This window comes from Carnobacterium gallinarum DSM 4847 (assembly GCF_000744375.1).
Classification (GTDB): Bacteria; Bacillota; Bacilli; order Lactobacillales; family Carnobacteriaceae; genus Carnobacterium; species Carnobacterium gallinarum.
The window spans coordinates 256,449-280,889 of the sequence record NZ_JQLU01000003.1 but is presented as its reverse complement, the minus strand read 5'-3'; the positions used below and the strand labels follow the sequence as shown (position 1 = coordinate 280,889).

Annotated in this window: 22 protein-coding genes; 16 read left to right on the top strand and 6 right to left on the bottom strand. The window is 33.6% G+C overall.

The window, feature by feature from the left end; translation table 11 throughout:
• Positions 1-46 precede the first annotated feature (46 nt).
• The 3 genes from BR43_RS02265 to BR43_RS02260 all read left to right on the top strand — a co-directional run bounded on the left by BR43_RS02265 (position 47) and on the right by BR43_RS02260 (position 2,297).
• Positions 47-907: an aldo/keto reductase gene (locus BR43_RS02265; RefSeq protein WP_034559018.1), complete on the top strand. Its 861-nt coding sequence runs from the start codon at positions 47-49 to the stop codon at positions 905-907.
• Positions 908-1,061: 154 nt separating this feature from the next.
• Positions 1,062-1,232, top strand: coding sequence for a hypothetical protein (locus tag BR43_RS19805; protein WP_157463911.1), 171 nt, complete (start codon positions 1,062-1,064; stop codon positions 1,230-1,232).
• A gap of 693 nt (positions 1,233-1,925) precedes the next feature.
• Entirely contained in the window at positions 1,926-2,297 is a 372-nt protein-coding gene (locus BR43_RS02260) for a DUF805 domain-containing protein (RefSeq protein WP_034559017.1), read from the top strand.
• 189 nt (positions 2,298-2,486) lie between these two features.
• On the opposite strand, the gene BR43_RS02255 is transcribed toward BR43_RS02260, so the two are convergent.
• Positions 2,487-3,821 (bottom strand): hemolysin family protein, encoded by a 1,335-nt coding sequence (locus BR43_RS02255; RefSeq protein ID WP_245617798.1) that lies wholly within the window; start codon positions 3,819-3,821, stop codon positions 2,487-2,489.
• 527 nt (positions 3,822-4,348) lie between these two features.
• Between BR43_RS02255 and BR43_RS02245 the strand changes: the two genes are divergently transcribed.
• The 5 genes from BR43_RS02245 to BR43_RS02225 all read left to right on the top strand — a co-directional run bounded on the left by BR43_RS02245 (position 4,349) and on the right by BR43_RS02225 (position 12,164).
• Positions 4,349-6,475, top strand: a complete 2,127-nt coding sequence (locus tag BR43_RS02245; protein WP_034559014.1) for a PBP1A family penicillin-binding protein — start codon at positions 4,349-4,351, stop codon at positions 6,473-6,475.
• A 132-nt stretch (positions 6,476-6,607) separates the two neighbouring features.
• A complete protein-coding gene (locus BR43_RS02240) occupies positions 6,608-6,952 on the top strand; it encodes a YlbF/YmcA family competence regulator (RefSeq protein WP_034559013.1) in 345 nt (114 codons plus the stop codon).
• A gap of 127 nt (positions 6,953-7,079) precedes the next feature.
• On the top strand, positions 7,080-8,321 hold the full coding sequence (locus tag BR43_RS02235; RefSeq protein ID WP_034559011.1) for a metallophosphoesterase family protein: 1,242 nt from the start codon (positions 7,080-7,082) through the stop codon (positions 8,319-8,321).
• Complete coding sequence (locus BR43_RS02230) at positions 8,311-11,142, top strand: ATP-binding protein (RefSeq protein ID WP_034559010.1); 2,832 nt, start codon at positions 8,311-8,313, stop codon at positions 11,140-11,142. The genes BR43_RS02235 and BR43_RS02230 overlap by 11 nt, the downstream gene beginning before the upstream one ends.
• A 38-nt stretch (positions 11,143-11,180) precedes the next feature.
• Positions 11,181-12,164, top strand: coding sequence for a 3'-5' exoribonuclease YhaM family protein (locus tag BR43_RS02225; protein ID WP_034559009.1), 984 nt, complete (start codon positions 11,181-11,183; stop codon positions 12,162-12,164).
• A 68-nt stretch (positions 12,165-12,232) separates the two neighbouring features.
• Here BR43_RS02225 and BR43_RS02220 read toward each other — a convergent pair whose 3' ends face one another.
• The 4 genes from BR43_RS02220 to BR43_RS02205 all read right to left on the bottom strand — a co-directional run bounded on the left by BR43_RS02220 (position 12,233) and on the right by BR43_RS02205 (position 15,323).
• Positions 12,233-13,162, bottom strand: a complete 930-nt coding sequence (locus tag BR43_RS02220; RefSeq protein ID WP_034559008.1) for a peptidylprolyl isomerase — start codon at positions 13,160-13,162, stop codon at positions 12,233-12,235.
• Positions 13,163-13,367: 205 nt separating this feature from the next.
• Positions 13,368-14,342, bottom strand: a complete 975-nt coding sequence (locus BR43_RS02215) for a peptidylprolyl isomerase (protein WP_034559222.1) — start codon at positions 14,340-14,342, stop codon at positions 13,368-13,370.
• Between the two features lie 140 nt (positions 14,343-14,482).
• Complete coding sequence (locus BR43_RS02210; RefSeq protein ID WP_051933784.1) at positions 14,483-14,881, bottom strand: YtxH domain-containing protein; 399 nt, start codon at positions 14,879-14,881, stop codon at positions 14,483-14,485.
• A gap of 16 nt (positions 14,882-14,897) precedes the next feature.
• A complete protein-coding gene (locus BR43_RS02205; protein WP_034559006.1) occupies positions 14,898-15,323 on the bottom strand; it encodes an HIT family protein in 426 nt (141 codons plus the stop codon).
• A gap of 287 nt (positions 15,324-15,610) precedes the next feature.
• Here BR43_RS02205 and BR43_RS02200 point away from each other — a divergent pair, with 287 nt between their 5' ends.
• The 6 genes from BR43_RS02200 to trmB all read left to right on the top strand — a co-directional run bounded on the left by BR43_RS02200 (position 15,611) and on the right by trmB (position 22,226).
• Positions 15,611-16,345 (top strand): ABC transporter ATP-binding protein, encoded by a 735-nt coding sequence (locus BR43_RS02200; protein WP_034559004.1) that lies wholly within the window; start codon positions 15,611-15,613, stop codon positions 16,343-16,345.
• Positions 16,346-17,578 carry an ABC transporter permease gene (locus BR43_RS02195; RefSeq protein WP_034559002.1) on the top strand — a complete coding sequence of 411 codons (1,233 nt, stop codon included), beginning with the start codon at positions 16,346-16,348 and terminating at the stop codon, positions 17,576-17,578.
• A gap of 200 nt (positions 17,579-17,778) precedes the next feature.
• Positions 17,779-18,639 (top strand): D-amino-acid transaminase, encoded by an 861-nt coding sequence (gene dat, locus BR43_RS02190; RefSeq protein WP_034559000.1) that lies wholly within the window; start codon positions 17,779-17,781, stop codon positions 18,637-18,639.
• Positions 18,640-18,786: 147 nt separating this feature from the next.
• Complete coding sequence (locus tag BR43_RS02185) at positions 18,787-20,211, top strand: MDR family MFS transporter (protein WP_034558998.1); 1,425 nt, start codon at positions 18,787-18,789, stop codon at positions 20,209-20,211.
• A 484-nt stretch (positions 20,212-20,695) separates the two neighbouring features.
• Positions 20,696-21,493: a phosphotransferase family protein gene (locus tag BR43_RS02180; RefSeq protein WP_034558996.1), complete on the top strand. Its 798-nt coding sequence runs from the start codon at positions 20,696-20,698 to the stop codon at positions 21,491-21,493.
• A gap of 79 nt (positions 21,494-21,572) precedes the next feature.
• Positions 21,573-22,226, top strand: a complete 654-nt coding sequence (gene trmB, locus BR43_RS02175) for a tRNA (guanosine(46)-N7)-methyltransferase TrmB (protein WP_034558993.1) — start codon at positions 21,573-21,575, stop codon at positions 22,224-22,226.
• Positions 22,227-22,303: 77 nt separating this feature from the next.
• On the opposite strand, the gene BR43_RS02170 is transcribed toward trmB, so the two are convergent.
• On the bottom strand, positions 22,304-22,627 hold the full coding sequence (locus tag BR43_RS02170) for a DUF1433 domain-containing protein (protein ID WP_051933783.1): 324 nt from the start codon (positions 22,625-22,627) through the stop codon (positions 22,304-22,306).
• Between the two features lie 130 nt (positions 22,628-22,757).
• On the opposite strand from BR43_RS02170, the gene BR43_RS02165 reads away from it, so the two are divergent.
• Together BR43_RS02165 and BR43_RS02160 are read left to right on the top strand one after the other, a co-directional pair.
• A complete protein-coding gene (locus BR43_RS02165) occupies positions 22,758-23,957 on the top strand; it encodes a Tle-like phospholipase domain-containing protein (RefSeq protein WP_034558989.1) in 1,200 nt (399 codons plus the stop codon).
• A 2-nt stretch (positions 23,958-23,959) separates the two neighbouring features.
• Positions 23,960-24,343, top strand: a complete 384-nt coding sequence (locus tag BR43_RS02160; protein WP_034558987.1) for a hypothetical protein — start codon at positions 23,960-23,962, stop codon at positions 24,341-24,343.
• The last annotated feature ends 98 nt before the right edge of the window (positions 24,344-24,441 follow it).

Sequence of the window (24,441 nt, the reverse complement as noted above, 5' to 3'; positions counted from 1 at the left end):
AAAACGTTAATCAAGTTAAATTCGACAGAATAGGACGTGACAATTAATGGAACAAGCAATTACGAAAAGTTTAACAATGGCAAATGGTGTTAAAATTCCACAATTAGGTTTAGGTGTTTTTCTAGTTAAAGAAGAAGAGGAACTAAAAACAGCTGTTAAAACAGCTATTTATGATGGCTATCGCCATCTGGATACAGCCATGATTTATAATAATGAAGAATTTGTAGGAACAGCCATTAAGGAAACAGAAATTCCTAGAGAAGAATTATTTATCACCTCTAAAGTTTGGAACTACGATCATGGTTATGAGGAAGCAAAAGCCGCTTTTGCTGCTAGCTTAGAACGTTTAGGAACAGATTATTTAGATTTATATTTGATTCATTGGCCATCACCAAACTATATTGAAACATGGCATGCATTAGAAGACTTGTATGAAGCTGGAAAAATCAAAGCTATTGGTGTATCGAATTTTCAAATCCACCACTTAGAAGATTTATTGGCTCATGCAAAAATCAAACCAATGATTAATCAAATCGAAACCCATCCAGAATTTCCACAAAATGAATTACATGAGTTTATGAAAAAAGAAGGTATTTTACATGAAGCGTGGGGGCCACTTGGACAAGGCAAACATGACTTGTTAAGCAACCCAATTTTAGTAGAATTAGCAGAAAAATATAATAAAACTCCTGCTCAAATTGTGCTACGTTGGCATGTTGAACGCGAGATTATTGTCATTCCTAAATCGGTTACACCTCATCGTATTAAAGAAAATAGTCTGATATTTGATTTTTCATTAACGGAAGAAGATATGGGGAAAATTGCAACTTTAAATACAGGTACGCGTTATGCTACTAGCCCAGATAATGAGGAATTTCTAACGAAAACATCGATTCGCCCTGAATAAGAATTTTAGTTAAACTACCACAAAATCTAATTTTTAGATTTTGTGGTAGTTTTTTTTAGTTTAAATTAAAGAATTTTTAACTATTTTTTAGAATTAAAATCTAGTTTTTTTGTAACAATTATGTAATAATACAACATGGAAAGTGGTGAGAAGGATGAGAATAAAAAAGAAAACACCTGGATTTAAAAATTTTTTAGCCAATACAGTCTTTGGCAATATTGAAGGAAACAAATTTGAAGGAAATTCAGATGGAAAAAAAGAACATCCATCGCCAATTTATATACCTAAAAATAGCAATGTTAAAAATCGTTCTAAAACTAAATAGTAAGAGTAAAAAACTACCTATTTTAATGGTGGTTAGTTTTGAAAAAAATTGAGAAATTAGAAATTGTAAAATTAAGAGATCAAATTTATCAGCAATTAGTCTTATTTATCTTAGAGAATAGACCATGTGAACAATGAAGGCGATTGTTCACATGGTCTATTTTTTTGTTTAAAGAAATGTTAAATTGATGGAAATATGGGGGAGAGATAACTATGAAACAAGTGATTGAAGATTTTGAGAAAGTTGAAGTTTTAAGTCAAGAAATAATCTAAGAGTATCAAAATAAAGTACTAGAGGAGATGTTTTTATATTGGAAGGAATATGGATTAGGGACGTTTTGCTAGGGGGTGACTTAATCATTTGGTCGGATAACTATGTCAGAATTATAAGGTTTAGATAGGGTGTTACCAATACAATTATGTCTGGTTTTAACGATTATTTTGAAGAGGAGTTAAAAATGTAGAGAACTTAAAAAAGTGAAAATGAAAGACTATATTTTAGGAATAATAAGTTTTATGGATCCAATTGTATAAACAATCTAAGCAAAAGCTAGATCTTATCAAATTAGAATGGGAAAACCTATTTATTTTTTCATAAATTCAGTATATAATGACGTTGGTAATTTAAAATAAATACAATTGAATTAGGTGGCGTATAATTTATCTAGTTTTGTTGATAGGAGAGAAAAGTTAGATGATTGAAGCTTATAAAAAATTTTGGTGTAATTATTCAAATTTTATGGGAGAATCTAGTCGAGCTGATTATTGGTATGTTAGGTTATTGAATTTTCTAATTGTTATTTTAATTTGTATGATGGGATTTCTAATTGGAGCAACAACAGGATTTGAAGAATCAACAGATACAGCATTTATTTTTATGTTGACAGGTATTTCCAGTATTTATATTTTAGCAACTATTATGCCAAACTTAGCTATTTCCATTAGACGTTTAAGAGATGCTGGATTTCACTGGTCCTTAATCTTTATACAGGTGATACCTTATATTGGTTCACTGGTTCTTTTAATCTTATACATAATGCCAACTGCACAAAAAAATAACGATTAAAATAAAAAATGTGAACTCATAGCCTGACCAAAGAAATTTCATGTACACGGATACTTGATTAAAATTGCAAGAGTCCTATTTAAGAATTTAGCAAAGCTATCTTATTTATAATTAAGATAACTTTTAAACGCAACAAACTAAAAAAGCCTAGTTTCATCACAATCAATAGTGTGGAAACTAGGCTCTTTTTTATTCGTTTTCTACTTTTGTTTCATTATTCTCAGCTTCTTGAACTTCTTTATGAATAATTTCAATCGTTTCAATGGTGCTTTTTCCAGATTTTTTAACGATAAAAATGTATTGACCTAAAGTAAGTTGATCACCTTCTGCAATATCATATTTTTCATTCATCATCCAGCCACCAATAGTATCAACATTTTCTTCATCAATTTCAAGTCCAAAAAGTTCGTTGATATCATCAATTAACATTCGAGCGCTAACGATATAATGATGATCGTCGATTTTTTTGAATTCAGGCTCTTCGGTACTTTCGTAGTCGTCATTAATATCGCCAACAATTTCTTCAACGATATCTTCAATCGAGATCATGCCGCTGGTTCCACCATATTCATCGACTAAAATGGCCACTTGATTCCGTTCTTTTTGCATTTTAACTAAAATTTCTTTAATAGGAATTGTTTCAATAACCGAAATCACAGGATGAACATAGTCGATTAAAATAAAGTTATCTGAATTTCCTGATTCTACATAACTAACATAAGCTGCGAAAATTTCTTTTGTATTGATAACGCCAATAATCGAATCTTTATCCCCATCTTCAATGACAGGATAACGCGTATAGCGTTCTGTGCGAACGAGTTCACTGATTTCACGTAAACTCATTTCACTTGAAACAGTAATCATTTCTGTGCGAGGTACCATAATTTCACGACTCATGCGATTATCAAAGGCAAAAACATTTTCAACAAATTGGTATTCATCATGATTGATTTCACCACTTTTTAAGCTTTCACTCATAATAATTCGCAATTCTTCTTCTGAAACACTTTCATCTGATTCACTGACACTTTTAAGACCAAATAAACGAGAAATTCCATTGGCAACACCATTCAATAAGAAGATAATTGGAAACATTAGACGATACCAAAATTGAAGTGGCTGAGCAATTAAGAATCCAATTTTTTCAGTTTTATTGATAGCAAAGTTTTTAGGAACCAATTCACCAACAATGACCTGAACAAAGGTTAATAGAGAGAAAGACACCACAATAGATAGAATGCTTGAAACTGAACTTGGAATATTAATAGTAGCAAAAATATCATCAAACAAACGTTTAAATGTGGGATCACCTAACCAACCTAAAGCCAGTGAAGTAATGGTAACTCCTAACTGTGTTGCGGATAAATAAGTATCCAAATGTTGTGTCATTTTTTTTAATAGAATCGCTTTTTTATTGCCATTCTCAATTAAAAAATCTAGCCTTGATGGGCGAATCCGAACTAAAACAAATTCAGACATTACAAACATCGCGGCAATTATTAAAACGATAAAAAATACAATCATACCTGTTCCTACTGACAAATGTGCGCTTACGCGATAACGTAAGCTCCACCTCCTTGAATTCTTCATTAGATTTTTTTGTAAAAGTAATTCTTCAAGGTTTATTAAGAGCAAGGACTAAAAATTAGAAAAACACAATAAAGTTAACCAACTGGCAACAGAATGACTTGTTTTCTATTCTATAATCTTTGTCCAACAATCTTGAAGAACATGTTAAATTCCAGCTATTCTTCTCTGTCCCAAGGGGCTCACCTCTTTCATCATTAGGGTCAACATTAAAAAATTTAGAGTAATCTTAAAAAAGTCTTTATGTTAATTTTACTCTCTTCGTTTAAAATTATAAAGTAAAAATAATAAAATGCAATTAATCTCACTGGATTTAAGTAATTTTTTTAAATACACATTGGAAAGGAGTCTGTTAGAAATTCAGAATCCTGCTAGAGATGTATTTCTTATCAAGGAAATGTTTGGTAAAATAGCAGATAGTAAGAACAAACATAAACGTAAACAAAAGGATGGAATCAAAAATTATGGAAGAAAAAACATTTTTTGAAAAATTCAAAATCCAAATGGTGCTCTTCTGGCAGTGGTTAAGTCCTTATTTAAGTAAGATTCATCACTGGCGAAAACGCATCTGGAAAAAATATCATATTAATAAAATTTTTTTACTAGCTATTTTATTAGTTGTTTTAGTAACCAGCATTTATTTATTGTATTTAGCTAAAAGTGCAGATGTCTCTTCTTTAAAAGCCGGTTTAGAACAAACAACAACAATCTATGACGAAAATAATGCTGAAGCAGGAACGTTATACGACCAAAAGGGAACCTTTGTTGATTTAGACAAGATTGCTCCAGCATTACAAAATGCAGTTATTTCCACAGAAGATAAACGGTTCTATCAGCATGGGGGATTTGATGTCAGAGGGATTCTCAGGGCAGCAGTAGGCTATGTCGTCAATCGTGGAAGCATTGTTGGTGGCGGGAGTACCTTGACGCAACAATTGGCTAAAAATGCTTTTCTTTCTCAAAATCAAACCTTATCGAGGAAAGCAGAAGAACTTTTTCTAGCTGTTGAAATTGAAAAAAAATATACGAAAGATGATATTTTAGCGATGTATTTAAATAACGCTTATTTTGGTAATGGAGTATGGGGCGTTGAAGATGCTTCACAAAAATATTACGGCAAGCATGCTTCAGAACTAACTGTCAGTGAAGCGGCATCAATTGCAGCTATTTTGAAATCACCAAGTTACTATAACCCGATTGATCATATGGATAATTCAATTGAGCGTCGGAATTTGATTTTAGGTTTAATGGTAGATAATAAAAAAATTACGCAAGCTGAAGCGGATCAAGCAAAATCAGAACCTTTATTGTTAGAAGATACTTACAATTCGACTAACGGCTATCAGTATCCCTATTACTTTGATGCCTTAATTAATGAGGCAATTAATGATTATGACTTAAAAGAGGAAGATATTTTAAATAAAGGCTATAAAATTTATACATCTTTAAATCAAGAATATCAAAAGCAAATGCAAGCGACTTTTGAAAATGATAGTTTATTCCAGTATGCCCCTGATGGAACCCCAGCTCAAGCAGGTTCAGTAGCAATGAATCCTAAAACAGGTGGTGTCTATGCCTTAGTTGGAGGTCGTGGTGAGCATGTCTTTAGAGGATTTAATCGAGCAACGCAGATTCGTGTACAACCTGGATCAATAATGAAGCCTTTGGCAGTCTATACACCAGCACTAGAAGCAGGCTATAAGATTGATTCTATGTTGGAAGATGAACAGAAAGCCTATGGTTCAGATAATTATATGCCAACAAATTACAACGGTGTTTATTTAGGGAAAGTCCCAATGTATCAAGCTGTTGAGCAAAGTATCAATGCACCAGCAGTTTGGTTATTGGATAAAATCGGAGTGGATAAAGGCTTCCAGAAAGTTAAAAAATTTGGAATTCCTTTAACGAATGATGATCGTTATTTAGGTTTAGCTTTAGGAGGATTAACCAAAGGTGTTTCACCAATGCAAATGGCTAGTGCTTATACCGTATTTGCCAACGAAGGTCAGCGTTCTAAAGGACATTTGATTACAAAAATTGTAGATGCAACAGGTGCTGTGATTGTGGACAATACCGAACCTAAAACTGAAAAAGTGACAACACCAGAAGTTGCGAAAGATATGACCAGCATGCTGATGGGAGTCTTTACAAATGGGACTGGTCAAGGAGCATTACCAAGTGGCTATAGTATCGCTGGGAAAACAGGTAGTACAGAACTAACCTTTGGTGTCAAAAATGGAACGAAAGATCAATGGATTGTTGGCTATACACCAGATGTTGTCTTGTCTACATGGATTGGTTATGATCGTACAGATGAAAATCATTATCTTGATGGTTTGAGTTCTGAAGGAGTTGCCCCAATCTTTAGAGCAGAAATGGCAGGGATTTTACCCAATACACCAATGACTGCCTTTAATACAAATAGCGCTTCTGAAATTGTGAAAGAGCAAAATAAAACAACTGTTGATAAATGGAAAGATGATTTTGATGAAGGAGCTAAGTATTGGAAAAATAAATTTAATGAAGGTTCTTCTTATCTCAAAGAAAAAACAGGTGATTTTTTCAATAGCCTGAAAGAAAAATTAAAGTAAGAGGTTACATTTATCGTGAATTAACTAGAAAAAACTTACTTTTCTAACTAAAGTTGTTGGATTAAATGGAATAGAAATGGTATAGTTAAAGAGTAAAACAACCAATATAAATCAGAGGAGTGTTTCATTTTTATGAGTACGAATATTTATGATACAGCTAACCAACTTGAAAGAGATTTACGCGAAACAGATGCATATAAAGCTTTGCAAACAGCTTATGCAGCTGTAAAAGAAAATCCAGAATCAGATGATATGTTTAAAGAATTCCAAAACATTCAAATCAAATTACAACAAAAACAAATGTCTGGTGAACAGATTTTAGAAGAAGAAATTAAAGAAGCACAAGAAATGGCAATGAAAACTGGCGAAAATGCAACCATTAAAACATTAATGGAAGCTGAACAAGCTTTAAGCCAATTAATTGATGATATCAACCGTATCATTATGTCACCAATCCAAGAATTATACCAAGGTTAATTCAACTAGAGTTCACTATCGAAAGATAGGTAGTGAACTCTTTTTTTGACAAAGATAGCGAACGTATGTTTAAATCCATAGTCAGGTCTGATTTAAGCAACATCTAAAAAAATAGGAGGATTGAAGAATGGTACGTTTTATTCATGCAGCAGATTTACATTTGGACAGTCCTTTCATTGGATTAAAAAGTTTACCGGATTTTTTATGGGAACAAATTTACCAATCGACATTTCAGTCATTTACAAAAGTTGTCGATTTAGCTATTGAAAAACAGGTGGATTTTTTGTGTATAGCTGGCGATATTTATGACAGCGAGGATCGAAGTGTGAAGGCACAAGCTTATTTGCGTAATGAATTGATTCGATTAGAAGTAGCCGAAATTCCTGTGTTTATTTGTCATGGCAATCATGATTACATAGAGAATCTAGGATTGCATCTAGATATGCCTGTGAATGTTGTGATTTTCAATGAAGCAGTAGAAACTCATTGGTTGACGACTAAAAGGAATGAAAGAATTGCAATTACTAGTTTTAGTTACCATCAACGCTGGATTAAGGAAAGACGCATCGAAGAGTATCCTTTACGTTCTTCAGACGCGCATTACCAGATTGGTATGTTGCATGGCTCAAGTGAAGGAATTGCTTCAGAACATGGAATTTATGCACCTTTTTCATTAGCCGAATTAAAAAGTAAAAAATATGATTATTGGGCGTTAGGTCATATTCATAAACGCCAATTTTTATCAGAAAATCCGTTAATTGTTTATTCTGGAAACACTCAAGGCCGTAGTAGTAAAGAAACCGGTGCTAAAGGTTGTGAGCTAGTTGAACTAACTGAAAATGGAGCCAAGCATGAATTTTATGAAACGGCACCGATTAAGTGGCAGAGCAAAGAGCTTTCGTTAAAAGGCTTAAAAAATTTAGGTGAGGTTTATCAAGCAATTCAAAGCTATTTAAGCCAATTAAAAGAACAAGATCAAGGACAGTTTATTGCACTTAGTTTAAAAGATTCAGATGAATTAAATCTAAGTGTTAGTAAAAAGATTCAATCTGGTGAGCTATTAGAAGCCTTACAACAAATTAATCCAGTAGATCAACCTTTTATTTGGGTATATAAATTAAGTATTATAGAAGCAACAAGTAGTCAGTCAGATTTGAATTTCCTAACGAAGGAATGGCAAGTAGCATTGAAAAAAATTCATGAGGAAGTAACATTTAATGAAGCAACAAATTTTTTATTTGATCAGATAGACAGTGGGGAGCAATTAGATTCACGAGATTCAGACTATCGTCAACAAATTGTTGCAGATGGAAAAGCATTAATTATGCAACAGCTTGGTATTGAAGGAAGTGAGATTTATGAAGATTAAAACGATTGAAATTTATGGCTATGGAAAATGGGTGAATCAAACCTTTGATTTAGCTGAAGGAATGCAAATTTTTTACGGTAAGAACGAAGCTGGAAAATCGACATTAATGTCCTTTATTCACAGTATCTTATTTGGTTTTCCAAGTAAACAGGGATCCGATTTGCAGTATGAACCTCGTAAAGGTAGCCAATATGGTGGGCGACTGAGGTTGGTGGATACAATTTATGGTGAGGTTTTGGTAGAACGGATAAAAGGGAAAGGAAATGGCAAAGTCCTAGTGACCTTGGCAGATGGACAAATAGGTGAAGAGGATTTACTGAAAAGAATTGTTTTTGGATTAGATAAAGCAACTTATCAGGCGTTATTTTCTTTTAATCTAGATGGTCTGCAAAAAATCCAACAAATGAGTGGTGGCAAGTTAAGCCGTTATTTTCTTAGTGTGGGTACATTAGGAAATGAACATTTGTTGAAAATTGCCGATAAGTTTCAACAACAAGCAGCTAAACTATATAAACCTACTGGACGTGTACCTGAAATTAATCAAAAACTTGCTAGCTTGAAGCAGAAAGAACAACAGTTAAAGACTGCAAAAGCTAAAAATACTGAGTACAATCAGTTAATGAGTCAAAAATTAGTTTTAACAGGTAGCTTACATGAGAATCAAGAAAAACGTGAGGCATTAGAAATAAACCTAGTTCAATTAAGACGTTTAAGCAATAATTGGAGTCATTTCAATGAGATTCAAGAGATTCAAAATCAAATTCAAAAAGAAAAATTAACAGATTTACCAGAAGATGGTTTGTATCAACTAAAACAAGTCAATGATGAGTTGCAACGACTGACGAAAGAAATCATTCAAGCCCAAGAGCAAATCGCTTATTTAAGTCAAAAAGCTGGGCAATCGGAAGACTTTAGTTTTTATTTGGAACACAAATTAGCGATAAAGGAAGTCGTTTTAGAAGCAAATCAAACTCAAGCTGTTCTACAAAGTAAGGAAATTCTGCAAGCACAGTATCTACAAGCACACTATTATTTAGAGCAATTATTAACAAAAATGGGATTACCAGTTTATGGTGACCTACCAGCACCATTAGCAATGAGTGAGCAAGAACAAATTCATAGTCAATTAGAGGCTGAAAAAGCACTGAAAGAACGAAAAAAAGTGTTGGCTTATGAAAAACAACGAATTGATTTTCAACTAGAATCCTGTAATCAACAAATTGATAAGTTAGAAAATCAATTATGGGAGAATAAGACATTTCATGATTTCAATCAAGGATCGACTATTGAAGACTCCAGTAACCTTCAACGAAGTAAAATAATAAAGTCAATCTCAAAAATGCCGGCTTATGTAGGTCTTGGATTGGCTAGTGTAAGCATTATTTTAGGTTTGATTTTAAATTCTGGAATCGGTTGGGGGATTGTTGCTCTGGGCATTTTCTTATTAGCAGGTAGTAGTTATTTTATCTTACCTAAACACAACAAAGAAATTAAACCACATGGAACTCCAAGCGAAGCTACTTATAGCTATGAAGAATATATTCAGCAAGTTGAAATTCGGAAACAATGGCGAGAAAAATTAGCTGAAGCAGATGAAGCGACAGAAACTCTGAATCAAATGATGTTGCAAATAGAAGAATTAGAGTCCTTAGATTTGCAGCTAAACCAAAAACAGCAAAAATTAAAAACTAATTTAGGACTACCTGTAGATTTTTCACTGGAAAGTTTAATAACAACAGATCCTTTCTTAGAGATTCGCCAACAAATTCAATTAGTAGATCAACAAGAGGCAGAGCTGGCTGAACAGGAACGACAGCTGACAAAATGGATGGATAAAGCTGAATTTTGTAAATCTATTGTCAACTATTCATCAGATCGATTAGCAGAATTTATTGTTGTTTTGCAGCAATTTTATCAAAAACAACAAGAAATTGAAAAAAGCCAGCAAACGATTAGTCAACAAGTGACAGAGATTAATCAGCAGTTAGCTGCTGTAAAAGAACAACAAGCAACATTAAAGGCAGAAAAATTACAGCTTTTTCAACTAGTTGAAGTAACCGATGAAGAAGCCTATCATAAAAAATATATTTTAAATCAACAACTGCAACAAAAAAAAGCTCGTCTTGATTTGTTGGAAGATCAAATGGCGGAGGATTTAGTTCAATTTGCTAGATATCGTGATGAACAGGCTTTGCTAGAATCTATTATTGAAGAAGAAGAGTATTTAAAAGAATTGAAAGAGCAATTCGATCAACGCTTGAATCAAAAAGTTGAATGTGAAGTTGCTTTGAAAAATTTAGAAGAAGGTGGACAATACTCAGTTCTATTACAAGAATTGGCCAATCTAAAATCAGAGTTACAAGAATTGGTAGACAGATGGAGCAGTCTGCAAATTGCTGCTGAACTAATTGAATTAACCTTAACATTGGCACGAAAAGATCGTTTGCCAGCGACTATGGAAGACACATCTATTTATTTTAAGAGATTGACTGAAAATAAGTATCTACGCGTTTTATTTAGAAATGAGCAAATTGAAGTACAGCATCAAGACGGTACATTTTTTGAAGCGCAGGAATTGTCTAAGGGAACAGCAGAGCAATTGTACGTAGCACTGCGGTTGGCATTTGTTAAAAATGCAGAAGATTTGTTGGAAATGCCGTTATTAATTGATGATGGTTTTGTTAATTTTGATAAAGAAAGAAAAGGTTTAGTTTTGCACTTATTAAATGAACTGAGTCAGACAAATCAAATTCTATATTTCACCTATGAAGCTGAAATTTACAACGAATTTCCGCAAAGCCAGGTGAAAGTGTTACAATAGAAGAAACAAATGAAAAATGACAAAAGGAAGTGGATTTAATGGATAAAAAAATTTTTGATTACAATGTAGATGATACATTTGATTTATTTCTATTAATAAAAAATGCAGATGTACGAGTAGCCAAAAATGGTAAAAAGTTTATTGCCTTTACATTTCAAGATACTAGTGGGCAGATTGATGGGAAATATTGGGATGCTTCTGATCCAGATATTGAAGCCTTTACAGCAGGTAACGTTGTAAAAGTATCTGGCAAACGAGAGATCTATCAAGGAAATCCTCAAGTTAAATTATTTAAAATTCGATTAACGAATACAGGGGAGCCTAGTACACCTGAACATTTTATTGAAAGTGCACCAGAGAGAAAAGAAGATATTGCTGAAGAAATCAATCAAGTGATTTTTGAGATTACAAACGCCAACATGAACCGTGTTGTGCGTCATTTAATGAGCAAATATCAAAAAGAATTCTTCCAATTTCCAGCAGCGAAGAAGCATCATCATGCATACATGGGAGGACTTTCGTTCCACACAATTTCGATGTTACGTTTAGCCAAATTTATTGCTAATCAATATCCAGAAATTAACAAACCATTGTTGTATTCAGGTGTTATTTTACATGATCTTGGAAAAGTAATGGAACTATCAGGAGCGCTTTCTACGGAGTATACATTAGAAGGAAATCTTGTGGGCCATATTGTCATTGTAGATGAAGAAATTATTAAAGCTTGTGCAGCCTTAAAAATTGATGATAAGTCAGAAGATATTATTTTATTAAAACATATGATTTTAGCGCATCATGGTCAATTAGATTATGGTTCACCTGTGCGACCAAGAGTTCGTGAGGCTGAAATTTTGCATCAGATTGATAATATTGACGCATCTATTAATATGATGAATTCTGCATTACAAAGAACAGAACCAGGAACGTTCACTGAACGTATTTTTGGAATGGATAACCGAACATTTTATAATCCAAATGTACCAAAAGTAACGAATGAAGAACAGATGGAATTATTAGATTAAGAAAAACACGCTAGATTCAAGCTATAGAATAGCTTTTGAATCTAGCGTGTTTTTTTAGAGAAGTAGGCTTATTTACTACTAGAAGTAGCAGCATTACTAGAAGAAGTAGTGGCACTACTAGAAGTAGCTGAGCTATCTGTTTTTAGAAACTCATCCATAACATTTTTAAGATCTTCATCTTCAATTTTAATTTTGGCATCTTTTAGAATTTTAGAAAGGACAGAATGAACATAGTTTTCATCTGTTACTTTGCTTTGAATAATACTTGCTTCTAATTCAGCTTTATGATCTTTCAATTCACCTTTACCTGGGTTTTTGATCATTTTAATAATATGGTAGCCATTAGCACCATTAACGGGTTCTTGAGTTACTTCACCGTCTTTTAATTTTGCAGAAGCTTCAATAAAGATTGGGTCATAAGGTGTTGTATGGTCAAATTCAGGAAGTTTTCCACCATCTTCTTTTGAACCAGTATCTAATGAGTTTGCTTTAGCTAAGGTTCCAAAATCTTCACCAGCATTGATTTTAGTAATTAAGTCTTTAGCAGTAGCTTCATCAGCAACTAGAATATGTTGTACAGTCATTTTAGGCAAGTAGGTTTCCCAAGCTTTGTTATAGTCTGCATCTGTTAATTTAGTATTTGCTTTAATAGCAGCTTCAATCAATAAGTTCATTTTAATTACTTCTTTATAAGAAGCTTCAGTATAATTTGAATTTTTTAGAAGTTCAGGGAATTGTTCGCCATATTGTTTTTTCTGAGTATCGAATTCTTTTGTAACTTTTTTATCAGAAACATCGTCGCCATATTTAGCTGTTAATACTTCTGAAATAATTAATTTTTGCAAGACAGATGGTCCAGCTGTTTCTTTCATTTTTTCATATAAATCTTCTTTTTTTATATCGCCAGCATTACTTGTGGCAACAGTATTGTTACTTCCACAACTAGCAAGTAGAACTGCAACGATTATAGCAGAACAACTAAGTAGAATCTTTTTCATTCTAGCACATCCATTTCATTATTTTTTATAAATTTAAACCTATACATATAAATATAACACAATTACCTAAAATAAAAAAATAATTTATTTTAGGTAAAAATATGAATATTTTATAAAGAGCGAAACAAAGTAGTGAGTTGAATTTAGAAAGAGCATAAAAAAATAGTTCCCATATTTAATGGAAACTATTTTTTTAGGTTGAAAATTATTTAGCTGAAGAAGAAGTAGCTGCTGCACTATCAGAAGAACTAGTAGCAGTATCGGAAGTTGCTTTGCTAGAATCTTTAGCTTTAGGAGCTGAACTACTTGAAGTAGCTGCAGGTTGAGTAAATGGAGCCATTGCATCTTTCAAGTCGTCTTCTTTAATTTGTACATTAGCTTTTTTGACAACTTGAGCTAAATAAGGTAGTAATTTAGTGTTGTCACTAGTAATTTCGGTAACTAAAATTTCTTTTAATTCTTTTTTACGATCTTCCCATTTCCCTTTACCAGGGTTTTTAGTCATTTTAACAATATGGTAACCACTTTGGGATTGGATTGGTGTTGGAGATACTTCACCATCTTTTAATTTAACAGCGGCAGCAGCGAAATCAGTACCTAAGCTAGAAGTGTAATCAAATTCTGGTAATTTTCCACCATCGTTTTTAGTTGTTGTATCAGTAGAGTTCTCTTTTGCAAGTTTTGCAAAATCTTCACCAGCATTGATTTTAGTAATTAAGTCTTTAGCAGTAGCTTCATCAGCAACTAAAATGTGTTGTGCTGTCATTTTTGGAGTCCAAATTTCAAAAGCACGTTTGTAATCTGCGTCTGTAAATTTAGCATTTGCAGAAACAGCAGCTTTTTTCAATAAAGTTGTACGGATATTTGTTTTTAATGCATCAAGTGTAATGTTACTTTGTTTAAGCGTTGCATCAAAACTATCCCCATAAATAGCTTTAAGTTTGTCTAATTCTGCAGTTGTATCTTTTTTCGATACTTTATCGCCATATTGATCTTCTAAGACATTGTTTAAAAGCATTGTTTGCAACGTTGTCGTACCGTATTGAGTTTTTAATTCATTGTATAATTGCTCTTGCGTAATTTTGCCTGAAGTTGTTGTTGCTACCGTCTTATCTGTTGAACAGCCTGCGATTGTAACAGCAAGTAAAAGTGCTGCACATGAGAGTATAATTTTTTTCATTTTAACACGTCCATTTCTAATTTTATTAATAATTTTATCCATAAACCAATATATCACAAATTTGCCTTCGATAACTACAAAAATAAAATATTTCATTATAAAGTCATAAAAAAATCATATTTATTCATAAGTTGTGTTTTTTATGACTCCGGGATATTTTCGATAATAATCGTTTCGGGTTCAAGTTCATCTTCTTCATCGGCTGGAATCAATTCCCCTAAATCAGTCACAAGTTTATCAGTTTTTTCTTCGATTCTGCGAAGCCGTGGTTCGTTTTGCATTGTAAATTCTTCAATTGTTGCTGAAATATCTTCCGAAAATTCGGTTGCTAAGGCTGTACCTTCGACTGTTAGGTTTTGGATAGCTCCCTTTAGAGAAGTTAGACTTGTAGAAACATCGTCAACTAAAACGGTTGTGTCATCGACATAACTTAGTAGAATATCACGATTCTCTTTACCTGAACGAGGTGTTGTTAATAGGGTGATCGCACCACCAACGAGTGAGCCAAATAATAATCCTTTAAAAAATGAATTTGCCATAATGAATCCTCCTCTGTTATTTTATGTGAGCTTGAATGGATCTTGCAAGTGTAGCTAGTTCCGCAGCTGAATAGTCTTCCATATGATTACCAAAGCGCATGGAGAAATCATCTTTTTTATCATAGCGCGGGATAAGATGGACATGGGAATGAAAAACAGTTTGGTAAGCTACTTCTCGATTATTATTAACGATATTCATTCCTTTAATTAAGTTATCAGAACTTTCAATTGCTTTTGCAATTTTTGGAATGCGTGAAAATAAGGTTGCTGCTAAATTTTGGTCATACTCGAAGATATCAGAAACATGTTTTTTAGGAATTAGCAGTGTATGTCCCTTAGTTACTTGAGTAATATCAAGAAAAGCTAGCACGTCTTCATCTTCATAGACAACATGACTAGGAATTTCACGATTAATAATTTTACAGAAAATACAATCTTCCAATTACAAAACCTTCTTTCAATTAAATGATGAATAGTATGTGTCATTGATTTTTAAAGTTACTTAATGAACGATGGTAACGACAATTCTATACTCTATAAATGTATCACAGATGAGTAAGAATGTGAAACGCAATCGTATTCATTAAGCGGATAAAGTCAAAGATAATCAGTTCCAAGCACCAATTATTTTTATGGTTAAATTTAAACAAAAATAGAAAGTTCCACTTTTCTAAAGCTATGTTATAATGAGAAGATAAAATTGGATTATGTGGGAGGAACACAAACGTTATGAGTTTAAAAGTGACTAATTTAACAGGTGGCTATAGCCAAGTTCCTGTTTTAAAAGATATTTCATTTGAAGTGAAAGAAGGGCAATTAATCGGTTTAATTGGTTTAAATGGTGCTGGTAAAAGTACGGCAATCAAACATATTATTGGATTGATGAATCCACAAAAGGGATCAATTTCTATCGATGACTTAACATTAACACAGGATACGGAAGGATATCGTAAGAAGTTTGCCTTTATCCCAGAAACACCGGTTTTATATGAGGAATTAACACTGAAAGAGCATATTGAATTAACGGCAATGGCTTACGATGTTCCTCAGGATCTTGCTTTTCAACGAGCAGAGAAATTACTAAGTTCTTTCCGTTTAAGTAATAAATTAGAATGGTTTCCAGCAAATTTTTCTAAAGGGATGAAGCAGAAGGTGATGATTTTATGTGCCTTTTTAGTTGAGCCAAGCTTGTATATTATTGATGAGCCTTTCTTAGGTTTAGATCCACTTGGAATTAACGCTTTATTAGAGTTAATGAATGAAATGAAGGAACAAGGCGCATCTATTTTGATGTCGACACATATTTTAGCAACAGCCGAGCGTCAATGTGATGGTTTTGTACTTTTACACAATGGTGAGATTAAAGCACAAGGAACTTTGGAAGATTTACGGGCAACCTTCCAGATGCCGGAAGCTACCTTGGATGAAATTTATATTCATTTAACTAAAGAAGAGGATAAGTAAATGAATATGCAAGAGATTTGGAAAAAACGGCTTCGTCTTCATGAAAAGAAAATGGCCCGCTATCTCAAATATGTCTTAAATGATCATTTTGTGATTGTTTGTTTCTTTATTTTTGGTGCATTAAGCTTAGGTTATTCCAATATAATTAAAACGTTAGATACTAATTTTTTCTGGGGACGTTGGATTGCATTACTTGTGTTTATAGCATCGGTTTCTATCGGAAAGTTAGCAACATTAATTGAAGCCCCAGATGCAGTTTTTCTATTGCCAAAAGAACAACAATTACCTGATTATTTAAAAGGAGCTAAACGCTATAGCTTCTTATTGCCGGGTTTTGTGATTGTCCTTTTAACGGCTTTTATTATGCCCCTGTTGGTGGCAACGACTTCGTATGTCTTTCTAGATATGCTTTATTTTGTTGTGACACTTCTATTGTTAAAAAACTGGGATTTAGATGCCCAATTAATTAGCTTGAAAATTAGTCATAAAAATGAACGGTTGAAATGGCAAGGAGCTAAATTAGCTGTCATTACCTTAATTGCTGTAATTAGTCTCTTTTTAAACCCTATTGTCGGTGTCGTTCTTGCGATTGCATTGCAAATTATTTCACTGCCTTTCTTTAAGAAAATGGCAAATGAACGTATTTATCAATGGGAATTAATGGTAGCAAGTGAAGAACAACGAATGCATCGTATTTATCAGTTTATTAACTTGTTTACGGATATTCCATCATTGAAAGGTCAAGTTAAGCGTCGTCGTTATTTAGATGGATTGTTAAAAGGAATTAGCAAAGATCATAATCATACATTTGATTATTTATATGCCCGTACTTTTTTAAGAGGAACGGAGTACAGTGGACTATATGTTCGATTAACTGCAATTCTTGTTTTATTAGTAATCTTTACTCAAAATTTTGTAATGGCTCTGTTATTAAGTATTTTGTTTATCTATTTAACTGGTTTTCAGTTGTTGCCGATGTATTTCCACTATGAAAACATGGCATTAACTAGATTGTACCCAATTAAAATGGAACAAAAGGCCAAAGCGTTAAAACAATTATTTGTTGTTGTATTAGGGAGTCAAGCAGTGATTATTTTTAGTACAAGTTTAGTGACACTTTCTATCGTGGATAGTTTGATTGTATTAGCAGCAAGCTTAGGCTTTGTGGGAGTCTTTACTCAAATCTATGTCCCAGTACGAATCAAAAAAATGTTGAAGGTTCGACTTTATTAACTAAACTAAGCTCATTAAATACGCCAATCGATTTTTCGATTAGGCGTATTTTTCACTAACTAGAGAATTTAATGAAAAAAACTTAAGAATTGCTATAGATTTTGAATTTTCTGATAAATAAGGTGCGTGGCTTTTAATTTTTTGATATGATAGCAACAGAAAATAAAAAAACAGGAATAAAAAGAAATGAGGGGTTTGGGATGAAGGTACTATTAGGAGATAAACTGGTAGAGCGTGAAGATGTAAAGATTGATATGGAGGATCGTGGGTATCAATTTGGTGATGGTTTGTATGAAGTGATTCGTGCATATAATGGCACTTTTTTTACAGCAGATGAGCATATTGAGCGTTTGTTTAGAGGGGCTGAAAAAATAGAATTGGTTTTACCATTTACCAAAGAAGAACTAAAAAATAGGTTAAATGAATTGTTAGTTGCCAATAATATCAAAACAGGAAATGTTTATTTTCAAGTGACAAGAGGTATTGCAAGTCCTAGAAACTTTACCTATCCAGATCCAACGAAAGTACCAGCTATTTTTACAGCCTCAGTAACAGATGTACCTAGAGATCAAGAGCAGATGGACAAAGGAGTAACTGCGATTATTCTACCTGATTATCGTTGGTTGCACTGTGATATAAAATCAATTAGTTTACTTGGCAATGTGATGGCGAAGCATGAAGCTCATAAAAAAGGTGCAGATGAAGTTGTGCAACATCGTGATGGAGTTGTTACTGAAGGGGGTTCTGCAAATATGTGGATGGTGAAGGATGGTACCATTTATACGCATCCTGATGGAAATCTTGTGTTGCCAGGAATTACAAAAATTGTCTTGCTTAAAGTTGCTAGAGAAGCAGGAATTCCTGTTAAAGAAGAAAGCTTTACTTTAGAGCAGTTAAAAGAGGCTGACGAAGTCTTTACTTCTAGCACAACAATTGAAGCCATGCCTGTTATTGAAATCGAAGGGGTTCCTGTTGGCGATGGCAAACGTGGTCCAATTGTGAAACAATTACAAGATTTATATGTGGCTGACGTAGAAAAAAATTGTGGTAAAATCCGTTAAAAAATGAAGCGTTAGTTGAGAAAGACAGTAAGATAAAAAAATTGCTATAATTTTTTATTTATGCTAAGATTATTTAGTTGAAAAGACGCTGTCCAGTTTTGGGCTAGCGTCTTTTCCTGTGGTTTATATTGAATAGGAGGAACATAGATGGAACAAAAGAATCAAAAATCCCAAATTGTTACAATATTAGGCGTCATTATAATGGGTACCTTTGTCACGATTTTAAATCAAACATTGATGAGTACAGCCTTGCCTAGTATTATGAAGGAGTTTTCAATTACCGCTACCAGCGGACAATGGATGACAACTTCTTATATGTTAATCAATGGAATTATGATTCCTATCACAGCTTACTTAGTAGAAAGATTTACAACACGACAACTTTATTTATTTGCCATGATAACTTTTTCTATTGGAACGTTGTTAGCTGCAACGTCCAGTGTATACTGGGTACTGATTATGAGTCGAATGATTCAAGCAATTGGTGCCGGAATTGTCTTACCTTTGCAAACAATAGTCATTCTTTACATGTTTCCTATTGAAAAGCGTGGTTCAGCAATGGGAATTATCGGATTAGCCATGAACTTTGCTCCAGCAATTGGTCCAACTTTTTCTGGTTGGGTCGTTCAAAATTATCATTGGAGTATGTTGTTTTACTTTATTTTACCATTTGCAATTATTGATGTAATTGTTGCTTACTTTGTTTTGAAAAATGTAAATGAAGTTGGTAAACCGAAGTTAGACTGGTTAAGTGTTATTTATTCAACACTTGGTTTTGGTGGACTATTATTTGGATTTAGTAATGCTTCTGCACATCCTTTGTTGAGTTTAAATGTAGCAGGCGCAGTTTTAGTTGGTGGGATTTCAATTGTGTTGTTAGTTGTGCGATGCAATCGTTCTGAACATCCATTATTGAATTTTAAAGTTTTTCAATTTCGTGGATTTCGCTTAAATATGATTATTTCTTTTATTATTTTAGCAGGTATGTATGGCGGAATTATTTTATTCCCAATTTATTTTCAATCGATTCGTGGATGGAGCCCAATGCAATCTGGGATGATTTTATTGCCAGGTTCAATTGTGATTGCTGTTATGAGCCCAATTACCGGTCGTTTATTTGATCGATATGGTGGGAAAGTTTTGGCAGTAACAGGATTATTCTTGATTACGATTATGACTTTTTGGATTGGATTTTTAGATATGCATTCTAGCGTTGGCTTAATCATCGGCATTCAATTAGTTCGTTCACTAGGTGTATCCTTAACCTTAATGCCACTACAAGCGGGTGCTTTTAACGCTGTCCCACTACCGATGGCAGCTCATGCTTCAGCGATGTTTAACACTCAAAGACAACTATCAGGATCAATGGGGACAGCTTTGTTTGTCGTTATTATGACGATGGTTTCAACTAGTAAATCAGCAGTAAGCTTAGGAAGTGCAACATTAGCTTCACTAAAAGGATTTCAAGTGGTCTTTTTTGTAGTCGGACTCTTCTCCTTAGCAGGGTTCATTTTAACGTTCTTTATTCGTGAAAATGAAGAAGAGATTGAAGTAGACGTACTGCGTAATTAATGTAAAAAATGATGCTGTTAAAATCTAGCGCTCTTATTCCTAGATTTTAACAGCATTTTTTAATGAATTTGAAAGAAAAAAATCATTGGAAAAGCACTAAAAACAGCCTTTTTTAATTTTTTTTCTAAAACTAGCATATATACGCTTGACGTAAGGCTTCAAGCACCCTAAAATAAAGAGTGAATAAACGATAGAATGTCTATCTTTTTTGTTTTAGGAAAACACATAGTTTTTTACAAAAATTAGTTGTTAAGGTGTGTCTGAAAATGACAGCACCATCACGAAAATATTCGCTAGTGTAGGTTTCAGATATACTCTAAGTTAAATTATTAATTAAAAGTTGCTATAAATGAAAATAGTATGCAAGTTTCAACGTACTACTTGTTTGATAGAGGACTACTTCAGTGAAAAATAGAAGCTGCAGTTTATTTAATAACTGCAAGTGCTTTTTATTTTTCCAATTATATAGCAGGGAATGATAGTTATGGATTTTGAGATTGATTCAGGGTGGAAATTACTACCTGTTGGTGGCGATACAGGTCAAGCTTATATGGGAATACGGGCAGAAGAAAAGCTTTTTTTGAAGCGGAATTCTTCACCTTTTTTAGCTGCACTTTCAGTTGAAGGAATCACTCCTAGACTTGTTTGGACGAAACGTATCGGCAATGGGGATGTTTTAACAGCACAAGAATGGCTAAATGGCCGAACATTAAAAAATGAAGAAATGTCTTCGCCAAGTGTAGCGAAGTTACTCTATAAGATTCACCATTCAGATACATTGCGGAAGATGCTTTTTCGTGTTGGTGGTGAAGAAGTCTCACCAGAAAAATTAATTCAATCATATCAAATGGAATTGCCTCATGATTTGAAAATTCATCCATTATTGACTGAGATTTTAGCCAAACTAAAATCAGAAGTTAAAACAATGGAGTCTGTTCCATCTCGTGTTTGTCACGGAGATATCTATCGGAAAAACTGGTTATTATCTGATGAAAATCGACTTTATTTGGTAGACTGGGACATGGCTGTTTTAGCAGATCCAGCATTGGATTTAAGCATGTTGTTATGCCAATATGTTGAGAAAAAACAATGGCGGGAATGGTTAGAGAATTATGGTGCAGTTGTAACCGATGAATTGATTAAGCGAATTGAATGGTATGCCCTAGTGAATTTTATGCAACAAACGAAACGCCATCATTATCAATCGCGTTTTCATGAAATGAATCAAGATATTTTAACGTTACAAGCAATTTATCAAGGAACGATGGAAAGTGACGAATAGAATCCTCTAGTTACAATAAAAGAGGGTTCTATTTTTTATAAAAAATGAGACTATTATATTTAAGAGGAGAATGAATAAAATGCGTTTAAGAAATAAACCAAATGCTCCAGCTAAAATTGCGAGCTACCCACAATACATTGCTGATACGCCTGAAAAATGGCAGGGCAAATGGCACGAACGTTTTGGCAATCAAAACCCCATTCATATTGAAGTTGGAACAGGGAAAGGTCGTTTTATTACAGAAATGGCTAAACTACACCCTGAAATTAATTATATTGGGATTGAACTACAAATGAGCGTTGTCGTTGTGGCACTGGATAAGTTAATTGCTGAAGATTTACCAAACTTACAATTGTTACATGTAAATGGTGGTTCCTTAACTCAATATTTTGAAAAAGGGGAAGTAGATCAAGTTTATTTGAATTTTTCGGATCCGTGGCCTAAATCACGCCATGAAAAACGCCGTCTAACCTCAGCCGATTTTATAGCGAACTATGAAGCTATTTTGATTCCAGAAGGCGAGATTCACTTTAAAACTGACAATCAGGGGCTATTTGAGTATTCGCTCCATAGTTTTTCAAAATACGGTATGATTTTGGAAAAAGTTTGGCTGAATTTACATGAAAGTGATTTTGAAGGCAATGTTTTAACTGAGTATGAAGAAAAATTCTCAAATCGTGGTCAACGCATTTATCGTGTTGTTGCTAAGTTTCCTAAAAGAGAAAATAATTAAATATAAAAGAGAGGAACGCCATGTTAAAATGTGGCGTTCCTCTTTTTTTTGACTAGCCCAATTTTTAATAGCTTAATTTAGTCAGTCCTCTTTTTTTGTTGAACTTCTTCTTCGATGTCTGATACATTTTTAATTCCGTTCTCTACTGCGTACCTAGTCCTATGTAGCGGACCATCGCCTGTAACATTTAAAGCTCCTTCAAAATGCTCATCATATATCCCTGCATCAAAACTCATTTCTTTATTATCATTGACATAGCCTTGTATGTGGGGAACTCCTGTAGGATTCACAATTACTTCTGTTAAGGTTACTGTTTTTATGTTTTGATAATTGTACTTTAAGTATTTTTCAATTCGTGGTTTTTCAGTTTCCATTAATTCTTTTTCTTGAATACTCTTCACAATTTTCCAACCTCCTGTTATAATTAAAATTAATATTATTATTATTATTATAATTAATTTTCTGTACATTTAAACACATCCGTAATCTTAAATTTTTAATGAATAATATAATTATACAGGAGGTGACTATATGGTACAACTAAAAGATGAAGAATATTGGGGGCTAGCAGATATTGTCTATTTAAATTCTTCTCTAAAAATTGAAAAAATTAAAAACCTATCTCTCCAACAATTAGAAGCAATAAAGCCTATGCGATTGGCTGATAATACCGAATGGGTCACCTTAAACTCAATCAATGACAAAAGTGGGCTTCAAGCTATTGCGGTGGTTTCTTTTGATGAATATAAGGCTTTATGTGCTGGGGAAATCCAAGCTCCACAAAATCTAGTCTTTGTGACTCGCGGGAGTGAGATGGGGGAGGATGTTTTTAATGATTGGGTGAAAACCAATATGGGCAATCTTGGTACCGGTGGAAAACCTGAGGAATTAAAGCAATTTGATCCAACCATTATTGAAGGATATGATTTTGATGATCCGAATGAACAGAATCAATTTATTCAATACGACCTTTTTGTTCGACAGACGTTAAAACAATTTACTCCAAAAGAACATAGTTTTACTGGACATAGTTTAGGCGGAGCGCTTGCACAATATATGGCGGTTTTAACAGATGCTTCAGCAACAACTTTTGCAGCAGCGAAAGCGTATCGCTTATTACCTAAGGAATTACAAAAAAGAGTGCAAAATGGAGAGTACGATGATTTAATTAAAGATTATCGCCATAAGAATGATCCTGTTGGTTATCTTCCGAATGGTGAAATTATTGGCTCACGAATTATGGCGAAAAGTGCCAAAAGTGATCTCTGGATTGTTGGTCATACACGTCCTAGCTTTAGTAATATGTTTGCTGGTGATGGCTCGATTCGTTTACGAGTTAGCCCAGATGAGATTCGGGATCAGCTTTCATTGTTTGACTCAGCAATCCAAAATCTGCACTTTACACATGAAATGTTGGAAACGGTAACAGATGAGTTAGATCAAGAGGTTCGGAGTGTACACCAAAATTATATAGACGAAACCGGAAGAGGTGGGTTTAGTCATTTGACTGTGACAGATGTGGACGATATCTTTGATGAATTTGCCCAATCAAGTAGCGGGAATACTTATTATTTCTGCGATAGACAAAAAAAGGAAGAGCTGTTAGACGACCTACAAAGAATAAAACTTGATTTACTTCAAAAGCAAGAATTCATCGGGCAAGCTGCTACGGAGTTTGAACGAATGGATGCAGACTGGTCTAAAAATATTGCTGGATTGTTAGGAGAATAACAATGGATTTTGAGTATGAGTTAAGAAAAATACAGCGAGATATCGCCAAGTTAGATAAAGAGACTTCTCTTGCTGTCCGCGTGGGTCTAGAAGAAGTCTTGAATTGGGCAAAAAAAGGCTATCAAAAACAAGCCTTACGTGAACAAATCAAACAAGAGTTAGCCCGTCGTGTTCAACTAAAAAAAGAGCTTGTTACTGCTCAATGGTATCAAGAAAGCAACGCCTCTATCTATCAAGCGAAAGATCAGTTAAATGATTCTTTTACAAGTCGATCTGGTGAAAATCTTCAACAAACCTTAGTAAACATAATGAACCAATTATCAGATACAACTGAACAAATTCGCTATTTCAAACAATCGATCAAAGGGTCGGATTGGCAGATTTAATTATGTAAGCTGGATAAATAAAAAAAACAGGGATAAGCTCAATCAGTAGCGTGTAATGACTCTCAAAAGTCTAACTTCTAAGGGAAATCACAATCAAT